The organism is Actinophytocola sp. (assembly GCF_035712165.1).
In the GTDB taxonomy this organism is placed as follows: Bacteria; Actinomycetota; Actinomycetes; order Mycobacteriales; family Pseudonocardiaceae; genus DASYTH01.
The window spans coordinates 15,352-35,173 of record NZ_DASTBH010000335.1 but is presented as its reverse complement, the minus strand read 5'-3'; the positions used below and the strand labels follow the sequence as shown (position 1 = coordinate 35,173).

19 protein-coding genes are annotated in these 19,822 nt (G+C 70.9%); 7 read left to right on the top strand and 12 right to left on the bottom strand.

Translation table 11 applies throughout. From position 1 onward, the window contains the following. Positions 1-399: hypothetical protein (locus VFO68_RS18950; protein ID WP_414635528.1), on the bottom strand; the 399-nt coding region annotated here is incomplete at its 3' end. Between the two features lie 124 nt (positions 400-523). Between VFO68_RS18950 and VFO68_RS18945 the strand changes: the two genes are divergently transcribed. Beyond that, positions 524-970, top strand: a complete 447-nt coding sequence (locus VFO68_RS18945; protein ID WP_325159648.1) for a hypothetical protein — start codon at positions 524-526, stop codon at positions 968-970. A gap of 36 nt (positions 971-1,006) precedes the next feature. On the opposite strand, the gene VFO68_RS18940 is transcribed toward VFO68_RS18945, so the two are convergent. The 3 genes from VFO68_RS18940 to VFO68_RS18930 form a co-directional block, all read right to left on the bottom strand. Next, on the bottom strand, positions 1,007-1,675 hold the full coding sequence (locus tag VFO68_RS18940; RefSeq protein ID WP_414635527.1) for a DUF3105 domain-containing protein: 669 nt from the start codon (positions 1,673-1,675) through the stop codon (positions 1,007-1,009). A 116-nt stretch (positions 1,676-1,791) separates the two neighbouring features. Beyond that, positions 1,792-2,511 (bottom strand): SDR family oxidoreductase, encoded by a 720-nt coding sequence (locus VFO68_RS18935; RefSeq protein ID WP_325159647.1) that lies wholly within the window; start codon positions 2,509-2,511, stop codon positions 1,792-1,794. 34 nt (positions 2,512-2,545) lie between these two features. Beyond that, positions 2,546-4,207, bottom strand: a complete 1,662-nt coding sequence (locus VFO68_RS18930; RefSeq protein WP_325159646.1) for a bis-aminopropyl spermidine synthase family protein — start codon at positions 4,205-4,207, stop codon at positions 2,546-2,548. 165 nt (positions 4,208-4,372) lie between these two features. On the opposite strand from VFO68_RS18930, the gene VFO68_RS18925 reads away from it, so the two are divergent. After that, positions 4,373-5,041, top strand: a complete 669-nt coding sequence (locus VFO68_RS18925) for a DUF4097 family beta strand repeat-containing protein (RefSeq protein ID WP_325159645.1) — start codon at positions 4,373-4,375, stop codon at positions 5,039-5,041. An 87-nt stretch (positions 5,042-5,128) separates the two neighbouring features. Here the strand turns inward: VFO68_RS18925 and VFO68_RS18920 are convergent, their stop codons facing one another. Then, complete coding sequence (locus VFO68_RS18920; RefSeq protein WP_325159644.1) at positions 5,129-5,335, bottom strand: hypothetical protein; 207 nt, start codon at positions 5,333-5,335, stop codon at positions 5,129-5,131. 176 nt (positions 5,336-5,511) lie between these two features. Here VFO68_RS18920 and VFO68_RS18915 point away from each other — a divergent pair, with 176 nt between their 5' ends. Next, entirely contained in the window at positions 5,512-7,401 is a 1,890-nt protein-coding gene (locus VFO68_RS18915) for a pectate lyase family protein (RefSeq protein ID WP_325159643.1), read from the top strand. 27 nt (positions 7,402-7,428) lie between these two features. On the opposite strand, the gene VFO68_RS18910 is transcribed toward VFO68_RS18915, so the two are convergent. Next, entirely contained in the window at positions 7,429-8,166 is a 738-nt protein-coding gene (locus VFO68_RS18910) for a phosphotransferase family protein (RefSeq protein ID WP_325159642.1), read from the bottom strand. Positions 8,167-8,193: 27 nt separating this feature from the next. Further along, positions 8,194-9,222, bottom strand: a complete 1,029-nt coding sequence (locus VFO68_RS18905) for a porin PorA family protein (protein ID WP_325159641.1) — start codon at positions 9,220-9,222, stop codon at positions 8,194-8,196. Between the two features lie 161 nt (positions 9,223-9,383). Between VFO68_RS18905 and VFO68_RS18900 the strand changes: the two genes are divergently transcribed. The 4 genes from VFO68_RS18900 to VFO68_RS18885 all read left to right on the top strand — a co-directional run bounded on the left by VFO68_RS18900 (position 9,384) and on the right by VFO68_RS18885 (position 14,771). Next, positions 9,384-11,930 carry an ATP-binding protein gene (locus tag VFO68_RS18900; protein ID WP_325159640.1) on the top strand — a complete coding sequence of 849 codons (2,547 nt, stop codon included), beginning with the start codon at positions 9,384-9,386 and terminating at the stop codon, positions 11,928-11,930. Between the two features lie 125 nt (positions 11,931-12,055). Further along, positions 12,056-12,688, top strand: coding sequence for a hypothetical protein (locus tag VFO68_RS18895; RefSeq protein ID WP_325159639.1), 633 nt, complete (start codon positions 12,056-12,058; stop codon positions 12,686-12,688). 74 nt (positions 12,689-12,762) lie between these two features. Continuing rightward, complete coding sequence (locus VFO68_RS18890; RefSeq protein ID WP_325159638.1) at positions 12,763-13,434, top strand: response regulator transcription factor; 672 nt, start codon at positions 12,763-12,765, stop codon at positions 13,432-13,434. Then, positions 13,431-14,771 carry a HAMP domain-containing sensor histidine kinase gene (locus tag VFO68_RS18885; RefSeq protein ID WP_325159637.1) on the top strand — a complete coding sequence of 447 codons (1,341 nt, stop codon included), beginning with the start codon at positions 13,431-13,433 and terminating at the stop codon, positions 14,769-14,771. The genes VFO68_RS18890 and VFO68_RS18885 overlap by 4 nt, the downstream gene beginning before the upstream one ends. 9 nt (positions 14,772-14,780) lie before the next feature. On the opposite strand, the gene VFO68_RS18880 is transcribed toward VFO68_RS18885, so the two are convergent. The 5 genes from VFO68_RS18880 to VFO68_RS18860 form a co-directional block, all read right to left on the bottom strand. Further along, positions 14,781-15,863 (bottom strand): hypothetical protein, encoded by a 1,083-nt coding sequence (locus VFO68_RS18880; protein WP_325159636.1) that lies wholly within the window; start codon positions 15,861-15,863, stop codon positions 14,781-14,783. 109 nt (positions 15,864-15,972) lie between these two features. Continuing rightward, positions 15,973-17,142 (bottom strand): metallophosphoesterase, encoded by a 1,170-nt coding sequence (locus tag VFO68_RS18875; RefSeq protein WP_325159635.1) that lies wholly within the window; start codon positions 17,140-17,142, stop codon positions 15,973-15,975. 26 nt (positions 17,143-17,168) lie between these two features. Then, positions 17,169-18,002: a M23 family metallopeptidase gene (locus tag VFO68_RS18870; protein ID WP_325159634.1), complete on the bottom strand. Its 834-nt coding sequence runs from the start codon at positions 18,000-18,002 to the stop codon at positions 17,169-17,171. Between the two features lie 125 nt (positions 18,003-18,127). Then, on the bottom strand, positions 18,128-18,589 hold the full coding sequence (locus VFO68_RS18865) for an RICIN domain-containing protein (protein ID WP_325159633.1): 462 nt from the start codon (positions 18,587-18,589) through the stop codon (positions 18,128-18,130). 127 nt (positions 18,590-18,716) lie between these two features. Continuing rightward, positions 18,717-19,814 carry an ionic transporter y4hA gene (locus tag VFO68_RS18860; RefSeq protein ID WP_325159632.1) on the bottom strand — a complete coding sequence of 366 codons (1,098 nt, stop codon included), beginning with the start codon at positions 19,812-19,814 and terminating at the stop codon, positions 18,717-18,719. Between the last annotated feature and the right edge of the window lie 8 nt (positions 19,815-19,822).

Here is a 19,822-nt window from a genome sequence, read left to right as displayed (position 1 = left end):
CAGCGCCTTGTCGGCGGTGGTCCCCGGGTCGAGCGGCACGCTGAACCGCACGGCGGTCCGGTCCGGGCTCGGCTCGACCCGTTCCGGCACCGTGCCGACGCCCGGCACCGCCGACACCGCGGCGGCCGTGTCCCGGATCGCGGTCTGGAGTTGCGACGCGTCGACGTACCGGCCCCGCGGCGCGGTCAGCACCAGTTGGGAACTCTGCCGGCCGAACATGTCGGCCTCGGCCAGCAACACGTTGGCGGCCTGGCTGTCGCTGCCCGGCACCGCCACGTCGTCGGCCGTGCTGCCCTCGACCAGGCGCGCCCCGGCCAGCAACCCCACCGCCAGCAACACCCAGGACAACACCACCAGTTTGCGGTGGTGCCCGCACCACCGCGCAAGTGCTGAGAGCACGGCACACCTTCCTGCTGATCCCGCCGGTCAGATCATCCCCGACCGCTCCGCACGCACGGGAACCATCGGACCACACGGCGCGTCGCATGATCATCTGGTGGGATGGGACGGAGGGACGTTTCACATGCGGTGGTTCAGGAACACGGTGTCGGTCGTCGCGGCACTGGTCGCTCTGGGGACGACCCTGACGGGCTGCGGGGACTCGGGTAGCCCGTCGACCGCGCCGAAAGCGCAGGCGACCGTGCACGACCTGTACCGGGAGTTCTTGGTACAGCTGGACAACCGGAGCGCTTCGGGCGTCTGTGCGCTGTTCACCGAGGACGGCCGGGCAGCCTTCATCGAGAACTGGGACGCGACCACCTGTGAAGGCGCGGTGGACCGGGCCGCCGAGAGGTTCGGTGACCTGCAGAACCTCATCGACAAGGCCGCGGACAAGAAGATCACGGAGTCGGACGGGTTCGCCAAGTTCGGCGCGGACTCCTGCAGCCCCGGCCGGCTGTCCGCCAAGCAGACCGAAAACGGCTGGCTGATCTACAACTACTCGTTCCGCGGCGGCGGTTGTCTCGCCTGAACCGGGCTGGTGCGCCGGCCGAGGTTCCCTGACCGGTCAGCGGGGTTGGACCGGCATCGCGTCCGGGCCGGGCGGCGTCGTGTCGAGCGGCGGCGGGTTGGTCACGTCGAACACCGTGGGATCGGCCGTGTCACAGCGGGCGCCCGGTTCGGGCGCCTGGTACTGGTTCGCGCGCAACGCCTTGATGAACTGGTCGATGCGGGCGTCGTCGGCGCTGTCGAGCTTGAGCTGGTGGCCCCAGGACTGCAGTGAGATCGGCCGGTCGAGACCGGGATAGGGGGACAGCATCAGGTACTGCTGGCCCTCCACCTTGGATTCGAGCTTGTCCAGCGCGGCACCCGTGACCTGGTCGGGGTGGTAGGCGATCCAGACGGTGCCGTGTTCGAGGGCGTGCACCATGTGCTCGTTGCGCACGGCTTTCGGGTAGACGATCCCGGTGCAGTCCGCCCAGACCGGGTCGTGCGGGCCGCCGAACGGCGGGCTCTTGTCGTAGGCGACCCGCTGGCCGGCGGCGGTGTGCTCCCCGGCCGGGTAGTCGACGCGCACCACCCCGGCTATGCGCGTGGACGGATCCCGGTTCTGCTCCGCGCCCGCCGGTTCGGACGGGTCGGCGGCACCCGGGCCCGAGCCCGGGCCCGGATCCGGCTGCCCCGCGACACCTTCGCTGCATGCCGTGGCCAGGAGCACCGACAACCCCGCGACCACGCGCACCAGCGCACGGATGTGAGCCCGGCCGCTGCGTTCCCGACGTTTCACGGTGACCCCCGCCCTCTTGCCGATCTCGCGCGCGCCGACCAGCCGCCAGGTGCACCCTACCGCGATCAGACCGGCTGCCCGACCGGCCGAATCACCATGGTGTTCACGTCGACGCCGGACGGCTGCTGGATGGCCCACACGATCGCCTCGGCGATCTGCTCGGCGGTGAGCAGGCCGCCGTCGGGCACGCCCTCGGCGCGGTTGTCCCAGAACGGCGTCTGCACCCGGCCGGGCGCGACCAGCGTGACCCCGATCCCGTCCCCGGTCACCAGCAGCCTGGTGTTCTCGGCCAGCCCGGTGACCGCCCACTTGGTTGCCCCGTAGATGTTTCCCGGCGTGTTCTTGACCCCGGCCACGCTGCCGACCAGCACGATCCGGCCCCGGCTGCGGCGCAACTGCGGCAGCGCCGCGTTGATCAGCAACGCCGGCCCGAGCACGTTGGTCAGCACCATGTCGCGCCACCCCGACGGATCACCGTCGGCGAGGTCGTCGTGCGTGGCATAGCCCGCGTTCGCGACCGCGTTGTCCAACCGCCCGAACCGGGCCACCGTGGCGGCGACACTGTCCCGGACCGCTTCGGGTTGCGTCGAGTCGGCGACCAGGGTCAGCAGCTCGTCGGGCGCCCCCAACTCCTTGGCCAGCCGGTCGAGCCGGTCCTGATCCCGTCCCGTGACCGCGACCCGCCCACCGCCCTTCAACAGTTGCCGGGCCGCGGCCGCCCCGATCCCGCTGGAGCCGCCGGTGATCAACGTAACCGCCCTTGCTTCGCCTTCAAACTCGCTCATGCCGCCGACGCTACGTTCTGGAGTGCGCTCCAGGTCAAGCCAGGTTCACCGAACCGTCCACCTCGCGCAGCAGCAGGCTGATCGCGTGCCGGGGCAGGTCGAGCAGGCGCGCGTCCAACCGGGACGGTTGGGTCGCGGTCCGCGCGACGAGTGCCCGCGCCGCGTTCTTGGTCAGATTCCGGCCACTGTGCTGGATCAGCGCTTCCCGCCACACGTTGCCGATCTTGCCGTGGGCGTGGCTGAGCAGGTGCCGGCGCACCGCGCCGCCGCGCTCGTCCGGCTCGACCGCGGTCGCCGACACGACCGCGTGCCGGGACGTCGGCGTGGTGCGGTTCAGCCGCACCGTGTACTTCGGCGCCACCAGGTCGATCAGGGCTCGCTGGGATGTCTCGTTCGCCAGGTCCGGATGGTTGTTCGGCACCAGCAGGGCGAGCCGGTCGGCGTTGGCGGCGAGCAGGGCACGCAGCAACCACGATCCGGGGTCGTCCATCAGGTTGGCCGCGAGGTGAACCGGCCGCCTGCGGGTCGCGGGTATCCCGGAGCCGAACAGGTCTTCCAGGCTGAGCGCGGGTTTCCCGGCCGAGGCCGGCCAGCCGGCGCCCGCGATCAGGACATCGCCGGCCGCGAGCCGGATGACGGCGCCGGCCACCGCCTCGGCCAGCTCGCCTGCGCCGCCCTCCACCGACTGCGCGCCGTGCGTGTAGATGTTCCCGGCGGCCCTGGCCACCTGCCGGTCGAGGATCTGCCAGGTGCGGGCGGTCGGGCGGCACACGTAGAGATCGCTGGCGCTGCCGATGGCCTGTGCGCCGTGGTAGCGGTTGAACGCCGGCAGGATCGCCTCGACGGCCAGGTCCAGATCGTGCACGGCCCGCTGCACCTTGACCCCGAGGGCCGGGTGTGCCGGGCTGAACCCGTAGGCCATCACCAGGGCGCCGTTGGCCCGGTCCCGCAGGCCCTGCAGCCCGCGGCCGAGGAAGAGCCGCACGCCGTCCGGGGTGTAGGGCGGGTCGGTCAGCACCAGGTCCGCGGCGGCGACCGCCGACTCCGGGAGCCCGAACCGAAAGTCGGCGTAACGGCACCGCACGTCGTAACCGCGCGACGCCGCCCGGGCCTCGATGAACTCGAGCAGCCGCTCGTCGACGTCCACCACCGTCACCGACAGGCCGGGGCTGATCGCCCCCAGCGCGAGCGAACTGAGGTCGTGGTCGCCGACGCACAGCAGCCGTGCCCCGTCGAGGTCGAACGTCGCGTCCAGCCACAACGCCCGGCGCAGCACGGTGTCCGCGGTGGCGGCGACATGGTCCAGTGCCTCCCGCGCGGCCGGTGCGGCGGCGATGTCGCCGCGGAGTTGCTCGACGACGTCCTGCCGGCTGGCGAGTTGGCCGGCCAGTGGATCGGCCGGCGAGCTCGCCCGGAGCTGGGCGTAGCCGAACGCCTTGCGGTAGTCGGCGCTGCGCTCCGCCCGGATCGCGAACCCGTCGCGGGTGCTGTCCAGGTCGGGTTGGACCGCCCGGAGCAGCGCCTCCACGGTTCGCCGGGGGAGCGCGCAGGCCCGGATCAGCTCATCGAGCGGGTACGCGCCCTCGGTGAGCATCGCCAGGGCCTGCCGCAGGCGCCGGCCCCCGACACCGTGCCGCGCGACCAGACCGGACACCGCGTCCAGCGCGTCGTCCGTCCGGTCATCCGAGGTGGTCACGCGAACCACGCTAGGGGTTGCGTCGCTGTCGGGGCCTGTGGGGGCGGTGTCAGGGGTCGCGTCAGGCCGGTGGCCGTGCGCTGTCAGGACGGCAGGCGATCGTTCTCACCGTGATCAGGTCATCGATCACACCGGCAGTCCACACCGAATCGTCAGGAGAGCACGATGCAGAAGTTCGACACCCCCGCCCCGATCCGCGCCGTCCTGAACATCCCCGCCGGGCGCGTGCGGTTCCTGGCCACCGACCGGGCCGACACCACGGTGACGGTCCGGCCCGCGGACGCCGCGAAGGGCCGCGACGTGACGACGGCACAGCGGACCACGGTCGCCTACGCCGACGGCGTCCTGCGGATCCACACGCCGGCGGTCAACCGGTACCTCGGCCGCGGTGGATCCGTGGAGGTCACCGTCGCGCTGCCGGCCGGTTCCCGGGTCGAGGCCACGTCCGCCGCCTGCGAGGTCATCGGCACGGGTCGGCTGGGCGAGGTCACCTTCGACGGCGCCTACCGGCAGATCACGATCGAGCACGCCGCCGGCGTCCACCTCACCGCGGTCGACGGCGACGTCGAGGTCGGGCGTCTGGACGGCCCCGCGCGGATCAGCACCACCCGGGGCGACATCCGGATCACCGAGGCCGTGCGCGGCACGGTCGTGCTGGACACCCAGTCCGGCGGGATCTCGGTCGGCGCCGCCGCCGGAGTCTCGGCCACCCTGGACGCCGGCACCTCCTTCGGCCGCATCAGCAACACGTTGAAGAACTCCGACGGTGCCGCCGCCCAGCTCGACATCCGGGCGACCACCACGCACGGCGACATCCTCGCCCGCAGCCTCTGATGGTCACCAGCCGACACGCTCGGCTGCCAGCGGCTCCGTTCCACCCGGCAAGGTCGGGGTCACCCTCGGGTGACCCCGACCGCTGCGTCACAAGACCTCGAAGTACCAGCCCTTCTTGCCCTTGTGCTGGTGGCACTGTCCGTCCGGTCCGGGGTTCTGCTGCTTGGCGGCATTGCAGTTGGCCAGCGAGCTGAACGGTCCCTTCTCGATCCCCGCGACCGCGGTGCCCGCGGCGCCGACGAGCGGTAGGGACACCGCGGCGGCGGTGACGACGACGGCGAGAAGTCTGCGCATGGCTACCTCGTCTGTTTTGGTTGGCGCCGGCGGGAAATGGCCGGCGCCGATGGGATGTCGGTTGCGCGCCATCGGTTCCGCAATGTCCAACAGCTCGTCGGAATTGTGCACGGGGGTGGCCGCACAGTTGTGGCATGCGACGGCGATCGGTTCGTGCGGGTGTTGTCATTGCGGCGATGGTGGCGGCGGTGGTCGCGGTGCCCGGGCGGGAGGTGGCGGCGCAGGTCCTGGACGTTCCGGTGGGATTCGCCGGCGTCAACGCGCTGGGCCAGAACGGCACGACCGGCGGAGCGGCCGGTCCGACCGTGACGGTCTCCACCGCCGCGCAACTGGCCGACTTCGCCGGGCGGAACACGCCGTTCACGATTCTGGTGGCCGGCCGGATCACGTTCGACGACATGATCACCGTGGTGGCCAACAAGAGCATCATCGGAGTCGGCTCGACCGCCGAGATCTCCGGCGGTGGCCTGCAGATGGGCTCGACCACCCGGCCGGGCAACAACGTGATCGTGCGGAACCTCCGGTTCACCAACGCCTCGGACGACTCGATCAGCGTGACCAACTCGGCCCACCACGTCTGGATCGATCACAACGACTTCTCCAACGGCTTCGACGGCCTGCTCGACATCAAGCGCGCGTCGGACTACGTCACGGTGTCCTGGAACCACTTCCACGACCACAGCAAATCCGCGCTGCTCGGCCATTCGGACACGTACACGCAGGACATCGGCCACCTGCGGGTCACCTACCACCACAACTTCTTCGACGGCACGGACCAGCGGCATCCCCGGGTGCGCTTCGGCGAGCCGGTGCACGTGTTCAACAACTACTACCGCGACAACAGCCTCTACGGCGTGGCCTCGACGATGAACGCCGGCGTGCTGGTGGAGGGCAACTACTTCGAGAACGTCGCCCACCCCAGCCACGTCGGCTACGACAAGAGCGGGCCGGGACGGCTGGTGGCGCGCAGCAACATCTTCGTCAACTCCGGTGTGCCGGAGACCGCGGGCACGGTGGTCGAGCCGCGCACCTACTACCCGTACCAACTCGACAACCCGGCCGACGTGCCGGCACTGGTGCGGGCCGGGGCCGGAGTGGGCCGCACCGGGGCCGCGGCGACCATGGCCACCGCCGCGGCGGAGTCCGCTCCGGTCGGCTTCGCCAGCGTGAACGCGTTGGGACAGAACGGAACCACCGGCGGCGCCGGCGGCCCGGTGGTCACCGCGACGAACACCGCCCAATTCCTGGACTTCATCGCCCGGTCCGGACCGCTGGTCGTGCAGGTCTCCGGAACGATCACGCTGCCGACCGGTTCGAGCGACGGGATGCACAACGTCACATCGGACAAAACCATTGTCGGGCTGGGAAACAACGCCAGGCTGGTGGGCGGGGGGCTGAACCTCGGGCTGCCGGTGGACGACGACGTGACCACACCGCCACCCGGCGCCGTGCACAACGTGATCATCCGCAACCTGACCATCACCGGCGCCACCGACGACCTGATCAACGTCCAGATGTTCACCCACCACGTGTGGATCGACCACAACGACCTGTCCAACGGGGACGACGGGGCGATCGACATCAAACGCGGCTCGGACTTCGTGACGGTGTCCTGGAACCGCATCCACGACCATGACAAGACGTTGTTGCTCGGCCATGACGACGACAACGGCGCGCAGGACATCGGGCGGCTGCGGGTGACCTATCACCACAACTTCTTCGACGGCTCCGACCAGCGCAACCCGCGCGTGCGGTTCGCCGAACCGGTGCACGTGTACAACAACTACTACCGCGGCCCGTTGAGCTACGGGATCGCCTCGGCGATGAACGCCGGCGTGGTGGCCGAAGGCAACTACTTCGACAGTGTGAACAACCCTGGACGGGTCGACTTCAGCGGCGACCTCGGCCGGATGGTCTCGCGCGACAACATCCTGGTGAACTGCCACCATCCGATCGAGGTGCGGGGCAGCGTGGTCGAGCCGCGCACCTACTACTCCTACACCGCCGACCGGGCCGCGACCGTCCCGACGATCGTGCCGGCCGGCGCGGGTGTCGGCAAGATCTGAGGCGACGCAACCGTCATCCAGGTCGGCTCACATCCGGGATCTCAGCACGTCGATCTCGCAGCCTGGCGAGGCCGGGTCGTAGCCGTGCTCGATCAGCCAGCGCACCCCGCGCAGGCTGCGCAACGACGACCACGCGCGGACCACGTCGAGGTCGACGCCGGAGCCGTAGCCGGCGACCACGTCGCCGAGGTGTTCCTCGTGTCCGAGGGTCAGGGTGGCGAGGTCGTAGTGGGCGTCACCCGGGCCCGCCTCGGACCAGTCGAGCACTCCGGTGATCGTCTCACCGGCCAGGAAGACGTGGCTCACCTGCAGGTCGCCGTGGGTGAACACCGGTGTCCACGGACGCAGCGCGGCATCGGCGACCTGGCGGTTGCGCGTGACCAACTCGGTGGGAAGGACGCCGTTGGTGAGCAGCCACTCGCATTCGCGGTCGAGTTCGGGGGCGATGTCGTCGAGGCCGCGACCCGGCCAGGGCGGCAGCGGCGCGTCGTGCAGCATCCGGACGGCGGCACCCGCCGCGGCCCACGCCGCAGGCGACGCGAGCGACGGCTCGCCGAGCCGGCCGAGCGCCCTGCCGGGCAGGGCGGCGAGCGCGAGCACGGGCGGCCTGCGCCACAGGACCTCCGGAGTCGGGACCGGCGCCAGAGCCATCGCCTCGACCTCGACGTCCGTGCGCGCCTGATCGGCGTCGATCTTCAGGAACACGTCGCCGACCCGCAGGGTCGCCCGCTCCTGATGGGCGACGACGACCTCGACCTCCGCCATGCCGGCCATTGTCCCGACCGGACAGGGTTATGGCGTCGGGGGAGCGGTCGCGGGCGGGTCGGCCGGCTCGGCGGGCGCGGGTTTGCGGCGGATGATCGCGACCACGATGAGGATCACGCCGACGGCGAGGAGGGCGATCGGGAGCCAGGTGCCCAGCAGGGAAAGCTGGGTGCTGGCCGTGGCGGCCTGGTCGGCGTACTCCTGGATCGAGGCGGGCGTCTGGTTGAGCGTGACGTCCAGTACCGACAGCAGGGAGAGGTCCTGGCCGCCGACGGAGGCCGACGCGAGGATCGTCTGCTTGAGCGTGCTGTCCAGCGGAACGCCGAGCGTGGTGTCCGCCCAGAGCCCGTAGTTGGACTTCACCGTGTAGGACAGCGGGATGAGTTCGGGCAGCGCGGCGGCCAGTGGCTGGAGTTTGGCCTGGACGTCGGGCGGCAGCAGCGGAAGGATCTGCACCGCGAGCGACCGGGGCAGGGCCGGCGGCAGGCTGGCGGTGAGCTCGGGGTCCTTGACCGGGCCGGAGATCTCGGCGGTGTAGTGGTGGGTCTCCCGGCCGCCCCTGGTCTCGGTGCCGGCGAAGGTCAGCGGCCCGCTGGTCCGGGTTGCCGAGTCGTAGAACGTGTAGGAGTTGTCGGCCTTGGGATTGATGGGGAAGGCGATGGTCAGCCCCGTGTGGGGTTCGACCTCCTCGCCTGCCGGGGCCGGCGCCTCCAGCCGGGTGTTGCGGTCGACGGCGTAGGTGTGGGTCTGCTTGTTGGTGGTCGGCCCGGCGGTCAGGGTCGACTCGACGTTGACCACCGCGGTGTCGCCCTCGGTCCGGCTCACGAACACGTGCTGGTCGCTGGTCACGTCGGCGCCCACGACCAGAGCGTTGGCCAGGTCGCCGGAAGCGAGGGCGGAGGCGTTGAGCAGGGTGCCCTTGCCCGCGTAGTGCGCGGTGGTGTTCAGGTCGGCGGGCAGGGCGGTGACCCCCGGCACGACGACGAACCGAACGACGGCGGCGGCCGCGAGGAGCAGCACGCCGAGCACGGCCAGAACCAACGACGAGCGACGCACGGGATCTCCTCGCCTGCACAGTGACGGATCGCCGCACGTTACCCGCCGTCGGCGTACTCGTTGGTCACGATGCGGTTCCGTTGCCCGACCAGGAACCACCAGGGGATTGGTTGATGGGGCGCGGGGTCTCGGGCGATGCTGGCCGGGTGGGTGCGTTTGCGGTGCATCGGACGATCCTGGCCGTGGACATCGAGCGTTTCGGTGACCTCGCCCGATCCGACCGCGACCGGATGCTGGTGCGCGACGTGCTGTACCGGACGTTGTCGGCGGCCTTCGACGACGCCGGCGTCGGGTGGTCGGCCTGCGACCACGAGGACCGCGGCGACGGTGTGCTGGTCGTGATCCCGTCCACGGTGGCCAAGAGCGTTCTGGTGGAGTCGGTGCCGGAGTCGATCGAGGCGGGATTGCTGGCCCACAACTCCTCGGCCGGTCCGGAGCGGCGGATCCGGCTGCGCATGGTGTTACACGCCGGGGAGGTCCACTACGACGCGCACGGAGTGGTTGGCACGGCGGTCAACCACGCGTTCCGGCTGCTCGACGCCCCGCCGTTCAAGTCCGCGTTCGCCGCCTCCGGCGGGGTGCTGGCGGTGATCACGTCGTCCTGGTTCTACGAGGAAGTCGTCTGGCACAGCGCTGTTCGCGCCGCGTATGCCCGGATTCCGGTCTCGGTGAAGGAAACCAACACCGTCGCGTGGGCGCGGGTGCCCGGTGCGCTGCCCACGTCGGGTCCGCCCGACCCGGTCCCGCGCCAACTTCCGGTGCGCCACCGGCACTTCATCGGCCGGCGGGCCGAGCTCGACCAACTCACCGCCCTGCTCGACGCCGCCACGGGGGAGAGCGGCACGGTGATCATCACCGCGATCGCGGGCACGGCCGGGATCGGAAAGACCGCGCTGGCCATGCACTGGGCGCACCACGTGATCGACCGCTTCCCCGATGGGCAACTCCACGTCAACCTGCGCGGCTTCGACTCGCACGCTCCGGTCGACCCGAACCAGGCGCTGCACGGTTTCCTCGAAGGCCTCGGCGTCGTCCCCGCCGGCATCCCCAGCGACCTCGACGCCCGGGCCGCGTTGTATCGCAGCCTGGTCGCCGACCGCCACCTGCTGATCGTGCTCGACAACGCCGCCGCCGCGGACCAGGTCCGGCCGCTGCTGCCCAACACCCCCACCTGCCTGGTGATCGTGACCAGCCGCAACCGCCTGGACGGCCTGGCCGTCCGGGAAGGCGCCCACCGCATCGCTCTCGACGTTCTGCCCGACGCCGATGCCCGCGACCTCCTCGCGCAGCGCATCAGCCCGAACCGGCTGGCCGCCGAACCCGAAGCCGCATCGGCGCTGATCGACTGCTGCGCCCGGCTGCCGCTGGCCCTGAGCATCGTGGCCGCCCGCGCCGCCGACCGCTCGCTGGCGAGCCTGGTCCGGGAACTCGAAGACGAGCGCGACCGCCTCGACGTGCTCGACCTCGGCGACCCCGAACTCGACCTCAGAGCGGTGTTCTCCTGGTCCTACCAGGCCCTTTCGCCCGCGGCCGCCCGGCTGTTCCGGCTGCTCGGCCTGCATCCCGGGCCCGACATCGACCGCCATGCGTGCCGGGCGCTCGTGGACCGGGCTCCGCTCACCGAACTCACCGCGGCCAACCTGCTCGACGAGTACCGCCCGAACCGGTTCCGCTGCCACGATCTCCTGCGCGCCTACGCCGCCGAGTGCGCCGAACGGGACGAGTCGTCCGCCGGGCGGCACGCGGCGCTGCAGCGCATGATCGACTACTACCTGCGGGCCGCGGTCCTCGCCGACTTCCGCATCATGCCGTGCCGGGACGGTGTGGTCCGCGCCGAGCCGGATTTTCCCGGCCCGCCGGCCATCGACACGATGCGGGCCGCGATGGACTGGTTCACGGCGGAGAACGACACGCTGCTCGCGATGATCACCTTGGCCGACCGGCAGGGTTTCGATGCGAGAGTGGACCAGCTCGCGTGGGCCTGCGACACCTTTCTCGGCCGCACCGGCCAACGGCACGAGCGGGTGGCCGCCAACCGGTTGGCGCTCGCGGCGATGCGGCGTTGCGGTGATCTCAGCGCGCAGGTCCGGAACCTGTGGTCGCTGTCGCGAGCGGTCGCCCGCCTGGACCGTTTCGCCGAAGCCGCCCGGTTCCTCGCCGAAGCATCCGATCTGAACCGCGGCCTGGGCGACGAACTGCATCAGATCGCGATCCACCTGGCGTGTGTCCAGCTTGCCGACATTCAGCAGCGGCACACCGAGGCGTTGCACCACGCGCGGAGCGCGCTCGATCTCGCGCGCCGCTCACCCAGCCGGATGTACCTGGCCGACGCCCTCACCGCCGTGAGCTGGGACCTGGCCTTTCTGGGCAGCCGCGCCGAGGCGCAGGCATTCTGTGCGCAGGCCCTCGACATCTACTCGACGATCGGCCATCCGGAAGGCCTCGCCTACGCCCTTCATGTGCTCGGCTTCATTCACCAGGAGTCGGGCCACCACACCGAAGCCGTTCGGTGCTACGAGCGTGCCATCGAGATCGACCGCGAGTTGGGCTCGCGGTACTGGGAGGCGGTGCTGCTGGACCGCCTCGGCGGCGCCTACGACGCGCTCGGCGACCGGCACACCGCGAAACTGGTGTGGCGGCAGGCCTTCGACATCCTCGACACGCTCCGCCATCCCGACGCCGAAGCCGTGCGGGACAAGTGCGGGTGACGCGAAACGCCAGTTCCTAAGGAGATTCCAAGGTCGGGTGAAAGTCCGGCTGAACCGCGGTTGGTCTGCTGGTCGCAGGCGCCGGACGGACCGGTGCCACGGACCGAGCGAGGACACGGATGGGGATGCGGACCAGGATCATCGCCGCACTGCTGGCGGCGGCGACGTGCGCCGCCGTGGCGGGCGCCGCGACGGCGTCGGCGGGGCCGGCGACGCCGACGGCCGTGGGGAACAAGAAGGACGGGGACAAGAAGGACGGGGACAAGAAGGGCGGGGACCGCGCGCCGGTGGCCAAGGTGGCGGCCAGCCTCGGCGTCAGCGTGCAGCGGTTGACCACCGCGCTGGGCAACCTCAAGCAGGCGCTGGCCAAGGGGGTGGACAAGGCGGCGGCCGTCGACGCGTTCGCCAGGGAGCTCGGGGTCAGCCGCGCCGACGCCGACAAGGCCCTGCAGGCGCTGTCCACTGACGGGCCGAAGAAACCGCCGAACGGCAAGGAGCCGGTCGTGCCGGAGGAGGTGGTCACATCGCTGGCCGCCGAGCTGCGCATCTCGGTCGACGCGGCCCGGGGGGTGTTCAAGGAACTGGCCAAGGTCAACGGCAACGGCCGGGACGTGGTCAAGGACCCGGCGTTCATCGCCATCGCCAAGAAGCTCGGCATCGCACCGCAGCGCCTGTTCGACGCGCTGGTCAAGGTGAAGCAGGAGTACGGCGGAAAGGCCGAGAAGAAGGCGGTCCCGAGCGGTTCGACCGCCAAGTGACGGTTGCCGCCCAGCGGTCCGGGTCGGGTGCGAACCGGCCCGGACCGCAGGATGGCCTGCTCCATACTGGTGGCGTGCGGGTTCTGGTGGTCGACGACGACGAGGCCGTCCGTCGCTCGCTGGCGCACGCGTTGCGCCGGGACGGTTACCAGGTGTCGCTCGCCGCGGATGGCGCGCAGGCCCTGGACGAGCTCGGCCGCAACCGGCCAGAGGTGATCGTGCTCGACGTCCTGGTGCCCGAGCCGAACGGTTTGGAGATCTGCCGGCGGTTGCGCAGGCGCGGCGACCAGACCCCGATTCTCATGCTCACCGCCCGGGATCTGGTGGAGGACCGGGTCGCCGGGCTCGACGCCGGCGCCGACGACTATCTGGTCAAACCGTTCGCGCTGGACGAGTTGCGGGCCCGGCTGCGGGCCCTGCTGCGGCGCAGCGGGGTCGCCCAGGAGGTGCTGCGGTTCGCCGACGTCGAGATGGACACCACCACCTGCCGAGTGAGCCGGGCCGGCCGGCCGGTGGAGCTGACCCGGACCGAGTACGCGTTGCTGGAGTTGTTCCTGCGCAACCCGAACCGGGTGCTGAGCCGCACGCTGATCTTCGAGTCCGTGTGGGGCTACGACTTCGGACCCGCCTCCAATGCGCTGTGGGTCTACATCAGCTACCTGCGCGGGAAACTGGAGTCGGCCGGCGAACCCAGGCTGATCCAGACGGTGCGTGGACTGGGATACGTGCTGCGGACCGAGCCATGACACTGCGCACCCGGGTGGGCCTGGCCGCCGGGGCGGTGGTGTTGCTGGCGTTGGGCATCGCCGCCGTGGTGATCTATTCGACGGTGCGGGCGAGCATGCGCCACCAACTGGAGGAATCGCTGGTGCAGACCGTCGAACAGAGTCCGACCATCGCCATCCAGCTCAAGCAGAAGATCGAGGCCTCCGGCAAGTCCGGTCCGATCGAGACCCCGGTCGTGTTCGGCAGCACGCTGGTCCAGTTCGTCAGCCCCGACCTGTTCACCGCCTCCGGCAACGCTTTCCTCGACGTGACCGACCGGGACGTCCGGGTGGCCCTGGGCACCGAGCGGCCGTACTTCCAGGACGCCCGCTACCGTGGCGCCGACTACCGGGTCTACACCGCGCCGATGCCCGACTCCCGGGGTGCGCTGGTCCGGGTCGCCCGGAAGCTGAGCGACCAGGCGGCCGTGCTGACCGGGCTGGCGGTGTTGTTGATCAGCCTCACCCTGGCCGGTGGTCTGTTGGCCGCCCTGGCCGGCCGGCTGGCGGCCCGCCGGGTGCTGCGGCCGGTGCGGGTGCTCACCGACGCGGTCGAACACGTGACCGCGACCCAGGACCTGACCGCGCGGGTCGATCTGACCGGCCGGGACGAGATCGGCAGGCTCGGCCGGTCGTTCGCCACCATGATGTCGGCGGTGGACGCTTCCGTGCAGGCCCAACGGCACCTGGTCGCCGATGCCTCGCACGAGTTGCGCACCCCGTTGACCAGCCTGACCACCAACCTCGAACTGCTCGCCGACGGCGACGGCCTGCGCGATCCCGAGGCGCCGGTGCTGGTGCGGGAGGCGATCGATCAGGCCCGCGAACTCCGGTCGCTGGTGAACAACCTGGTCGACCTCGCCCGCTACGGCAAGGACACCGCCCGCGCCGAGGACACCCGGTTGGATCTCGTGGCGGAGACGGTGCTCGCCCGGGCCGCGACGCGAGCGGCGCCACCCCGGTTCGAGTCGGTGCTGTCGCCCTGCCTGGTGCACGTCGACCCGGACGCGATCGAGCGGGCCATCGGGAACCTGGTGGACAACGCGGTGAAGTGGAGCCCGCCCGGCGGCCGGGTGCGCATCACCGTGGCCGACGGCGAGTTCTCGATCGCCGACGAAGGTCCCGGGATCCCGCCCGAGGACCTGCCGTTCGTATTCGACCGGTTCTACCGGTCGACCCGCGCCCGGTCGATGCCCGGCTCCGGGCTGGGCCTGGCGATCGTGCGTCAGGTGGTGGAGACCCACGGCGGCACGGTCGCCGCGGAACCCCTCGACCGTGGCGTCCGGATGCGCCTGCGCCTGCCGGTGGTCCCGGACTGAGCCACCGGCTCAGGATGGCTTGGGGCCTGAGGTGCGCAGCGATCCGAGCCGGGACAGGGCGTCGAACCAGAACGGTGCGCCGAAGGAGACGGCGAACGCGGTGATCACCCAGCCGAGCAGTTTGCGGGGGAAGTCGTACCAGTGCCGCTCGTCGGCGGGTGACCAGGCCCAGCAGGCGGCCGAATGCCACAACTGGCACGCCGCCGGGTAGCCGATCGGCAGTTGCGCGGCGTCGAGCCGGGCGAGCTGATCCTTGGCGCACGCGGCCCGGTCCGCGGCCGAGTCCCGGTTCTGGCACAGCGTGCCGGATTCCGCGGTCGCCACCACCGCCTGCCGGACCGGTTCGTCGACGTAGAGGCCGTGGGCGAACTGGATCGCGTCGAGGTTGATCACGACCGCGACGACGAAACCGACGATGCCGAGGATCACCTTGGCCCACCGCTTGTACCAGCCGGAGATCCGGTTCATCTGCTCGTCGTACCAGTGCTGGACGAACCGCTCGAACGTGCGCAGATCCCCTTCGGCCTGCGCGACCAGCGCGCGCAGCGCCCGGGCGCTCGGCAGGTCGCGCACCGGTCCGCTGTGCAGCGCGTTGTCCAGCCGGGCCAGCAGGTCCGATCCCGCGACCGGCCCGGGCCCCACCGGCAGCACGGTGTCGATCAGTGCCCGGGTGAACACCTCCGGGGAGATGTACTGCGGGTTGCGCAGCGCGCCGTCGCGCCGCCGCAGCCATTTCGTCCGGCGGGTCTGCAACGACTTCACCAGCGGATGGTCGAAGAGGGCGAGGGTCAGGGTGGACTCGGCGGGCACCGGCTCGGTCGGCTCACCCTGCACGGCCGCCGCGGCCGCCTTCGTGCGCTCCGGGTTCTTGGTCAGCCGGCTCAACCTCTGCTTGGCCTGACCGCCCGACATGCCCGGCGTCGGCTCGGCCTCCGGCCGGTCGAGCATGGCCCGCAACCCGGTCAGCAGGTAGCCGGCCCGCCGCTGCGTGAGGTTGGCGATCGTTTCCGTTATGCCCGAACAGAACAGGGCAAGCAACGCGAACACGAGAACGAGCCCGAGCGCGGTACCCAGCGTCGCGGAGACAGACATTGCGCTACCGGCCCGGCATGAGCAGGCCGGCGCGCCGGGTCATGTGATCATCCCCATTCGGTGAGGCAGGTCAATTTACCGAATGGGTTCTCCGGTGACCAGGCCGTGGTCAGCCGGCTCGCAGGATGAGCAGGCTGATCTCGCTGGGGGCGAAGACGCGCAGCGGCGGTCCCCAGAAACCGGCACCGCGGCTGGTGTAGAGCTGGGTGCGCTCGCCGTGCCGGGACAGGCCTTGTACCGAGGGTTGGTCGACCCGGACCAGGTAGTGGAACGGCCAGATCTGCCCGCCGTGGGTGTGTCCGGAGACCTGCAGGTCGACCCCGGCGGCGCGGGCGGCGTCGACCTGCCTGGGCTGGTGGGCCACGAGCAGGACCGGGAGGCCGTCCTCGGCGCCGGCGAGCGCGGCGGGCAGGTCGGCGCCGTGGCCGGGCAGGCCGGAGCCGAGCGCGGTCGCGTCGTCGACACCGGCCAGCACCAGCCGGTCGCCGCCGCGTTCGACCACGACGTGCCGGTTGTGCAGGTGCTGCCAGCCCAGTTCGGTGAGGTGGTCGATCCAGGTCAGGGCCTCGCCGTAGTACTCGTGGTTGCCGGTGACGAACACCTTGCCCAGCGGCGCGTCGATGGCGCCCAGCGGGGCGGCCTGGGACCGGCGGCGGGCGACGGTGCCGTCGGCGATGTCGCCCGCGTGCGCGACGATGTCGGGACCGAGCCGGTTGACCGCGGCGGCCAGGCCGGTGGACCAGCGGGTCCGGTCGATCGGCCCGAAGTGGGTGTCGGCCAGCACCACGACCCGGGTGCCGTCCAGACCCGGCCCCAGCCGGGGGATGCGGACCTCGACGGTCCGGGTCCTGGGCACCCGCATCGCCTCGAAGGCGCCCCAGGCCACCAGGACGGTCGCCACGGCGAGCACCGCGAGGGCGACGATCCGGCCGAGGCCGCCCACGCCGAACAACCCCAGCACGCCGCGCGCCACGGTGCCGAGCAGTGACCAGGCGAACAGCACCCACATCACGCCGAGCAGGGTGTCGCCGGTCCGGGCCGCCCCGTCCCGCCCGTTGCGGCCGTGGCCGAGATACATCAGCCACGGAAACGCGGCGGCCGCGCAGGCGAAGAGACCCGTGCCCACCACCAGCACCGGCGCCGGCCAGCCCGGACTGACCACCAGCGTCCACCAGGGCAGGCCGAACAGCAGCGTCAGCGCGGTGAGAACCACGAGCAGGAACCGCCAGCGCGGCCGGGACCGCCGCCGGCTCCGGGCGCGCTCCACGGTCTGCGACATCACCGGCGATTCTACCGCCGGTCAGCTCAGCCGCAGTGCTCGAACGGACTGGTGTAGGACGAGGAACCGACCGAGCCGCCCCACTTGACGCAGGTGTTGCCGGCAACGCGGGAGACCGGGCCGGCGTAGTAGGCGAAGCTGCCCGAGTCGGTCACCTTGGTGGAGCCCTGGACCTGAAGGTGGGCGGAGACCGGTGAGGCGGTGCCGACCGAGGTGGACTTGATCGTGGTGACGCAGTTGCGGCCGGTGCCGCCGTCGTAGAGCAGGTAGACGGTGCCGCCGGTCAGGGCGTGCGAGTCGATCACGTCGTAGGCCGAGCCGCACACCTCGGTGGGGGAGTACGGGTTGCCGCCGCACCGGTTGTTGCTGGTGAAGTTGGTGTGCGCGTAGTACGGGACGGCGCGGCCGTCGAGCACCGCCCGGATCGTGGCGCCGTTGAGCCGCTGCTCGTAGTGCAGGTGCGGGCCGGTGACCCCGCCGGTGGCGCCCGCCTTGCCGATCTGCTGGCCGAGCGACACGCTCTGGCCGACGGACACCTGCTGGGCGGAGAGGTGTGCGTAGCGGGTGGTGTAGCCGCCGCCGTGGTTGATCTCGATCCACCGGCCGTAGCTGACGTCGCCCTCATTGTCCACTCTGGACACCGTGCCGCCGGACGAGGCCAGGACCGGCATCCCGGAGATGCCGGACTTCTGGAAGTCGACCGCGTTGGCCGGGTTGTGCCCGCTGAACGTGGCGGCGGTGACGGTGACCCCGCACCGGAAGGGCACCTGGAAGTTCGGCGCGGCGGCGGCGGGCGTGGACAGTGCCGCGGTGAGGCCTGCGGCCAGCAGTGCGCCCGCGGCCAGGGCAGTTGCTCGCATCACGAGGACACAATCTGTCATATCTCCACGCGATAAGGCTAGTACTTGGGAAGGAATTTTCCGCGCGCAAACGGGCGGATGGCCCTCGCGGACCAGCGAGGGCCATCCGTTCAGTCGGCTACCGATCAGTACCACTTCTGGTTGGCGCCGCCCCAGCAGTCCCACATCCCGACCCGGGCGCCGTTGGAGTTGTTGAACCCCAGCAGGTCCACGCACTTGTGGTTCATGACGCTGCGGATCTCCCGGCCGTTGCGGTACCACTTCTGGTTGGCGCCGCCCCAGCAGTCCCACAGTCCGAGCTGGGCGCCGTTGGAGTTGTTGAACCCGAGCAGGTCCAGACACTTGTGGTTCTGCGAACTGCGGATCTCGCCGCTCGCCGTCCAGTACCACTTCTGGTTCGTGCCGCCCCAGCAGTCCCACATCCCGACCGGAGCACCGTTGCTGTTGTTGAACCCCAGCAGGTCCAGGCACTTGTGGTTCAGCTCGCTGCGGATCTCCGGCAATGCGGCCGTCGCCGCCTGCGCACCGGTCGCCGCGAGGCCGACGACGGCTGCCGTCGTGGCCACCCCCATTGCGATTCGCCGCATGACTCGCATGTGGACTCACTCCCCTTTGGCTGTCCCGACATGGTTCGCCCCCGCAGCAAGCAAGAGGGTCCGGCGGGCGCCGAAGATACGCTGCGCGCCGAGCTTCACTCGGTGGAGTGAGCCGGGTTCAGGGGTTGATGGCGAGGAACAGGAACGCGGCCAGCAGGATGAGATGGACGCCGCCCTGCAGCCGGGTGGCCCGGCCGGGAACCACGGTCAGCACGCTCACCACGACGGTGAGCGCGAACAGCACCATCTGCAGCGATCCGAGGCCGAGCACGAGTGGACTGTCCAGCCAGATCGTGGCGAGCGCGATGGTCGGGATGGTGAGCCCGATGCTGGCGATGGCCGACCCGTAGCCGAGGTTGAGGCTGGTCTGGATGCGCTCCCGCATGGCGGCGCGGATGGCGGCGACCGTCTCCGGGAGCAGCACCAGCAGGGCGATCACCACGCCGACGAAGGACGGTGGGAACCCGGCCGCCCGCACCCCGGACTCGATCGCCGGCGACTCCACCTTGGCCAGGCCGACCACCGCGAAGAGCGCGACCAGCAGCAGTCCGAGGCTGGCGAACGTGGCCCGGTTGCTCGGCGGCGCGGCGTGTTCCTCGGCCTCGACGACTCCGTCCTGGGTGATGGGAAGGAAGAAGTCGCGATGGCGCTTGGTCTGGGTGAGCACGAACATCCCGTAGAGCACGAGCGAGGCCAGCGCGGCGAAGGTGAGTTGGGCCGGGGTGAACCGCGGGCCGGGTTGGGTGGTGGTGAACGTGGGCAGCACCAGGCTCAACGTGGCCAGGGTGGTCAGCGTGGCCAGTGCCGCGCCGCTGCCCTCCGGGTTGAACAGGGTGACCCCGTAGCGCACCGCGCCCACGAACAGGCTGATGCCGACGATGCCGTTCATGCTGATCATCACCGCGGCGAACACGGTGTCCCGGGCCAGTGTGGACTCCGCCGGTCCGGCCGAGACCATCACCGTGACGATCAGCGCGACCTCGATCACGGTGACCGCCACCGCCAGCACCAGGGAGCCGAACGGCTCACCCACGCGCAGCGCGACGACCTCGGCATGGTGCACGGCGGCCAGCACGGTGCCGGCCAGGGCCACCGCCACCAGCGCGATCAGCACCGGTCCGATGTCCCGGTGCCAGGTCAGGGCCAGCACGGCCACACCGGCCAGTGGCGTCAGGACGGTCCAGGACAGCAGCGGGGAGCGGGCGATGGCAACCACCCATCCAC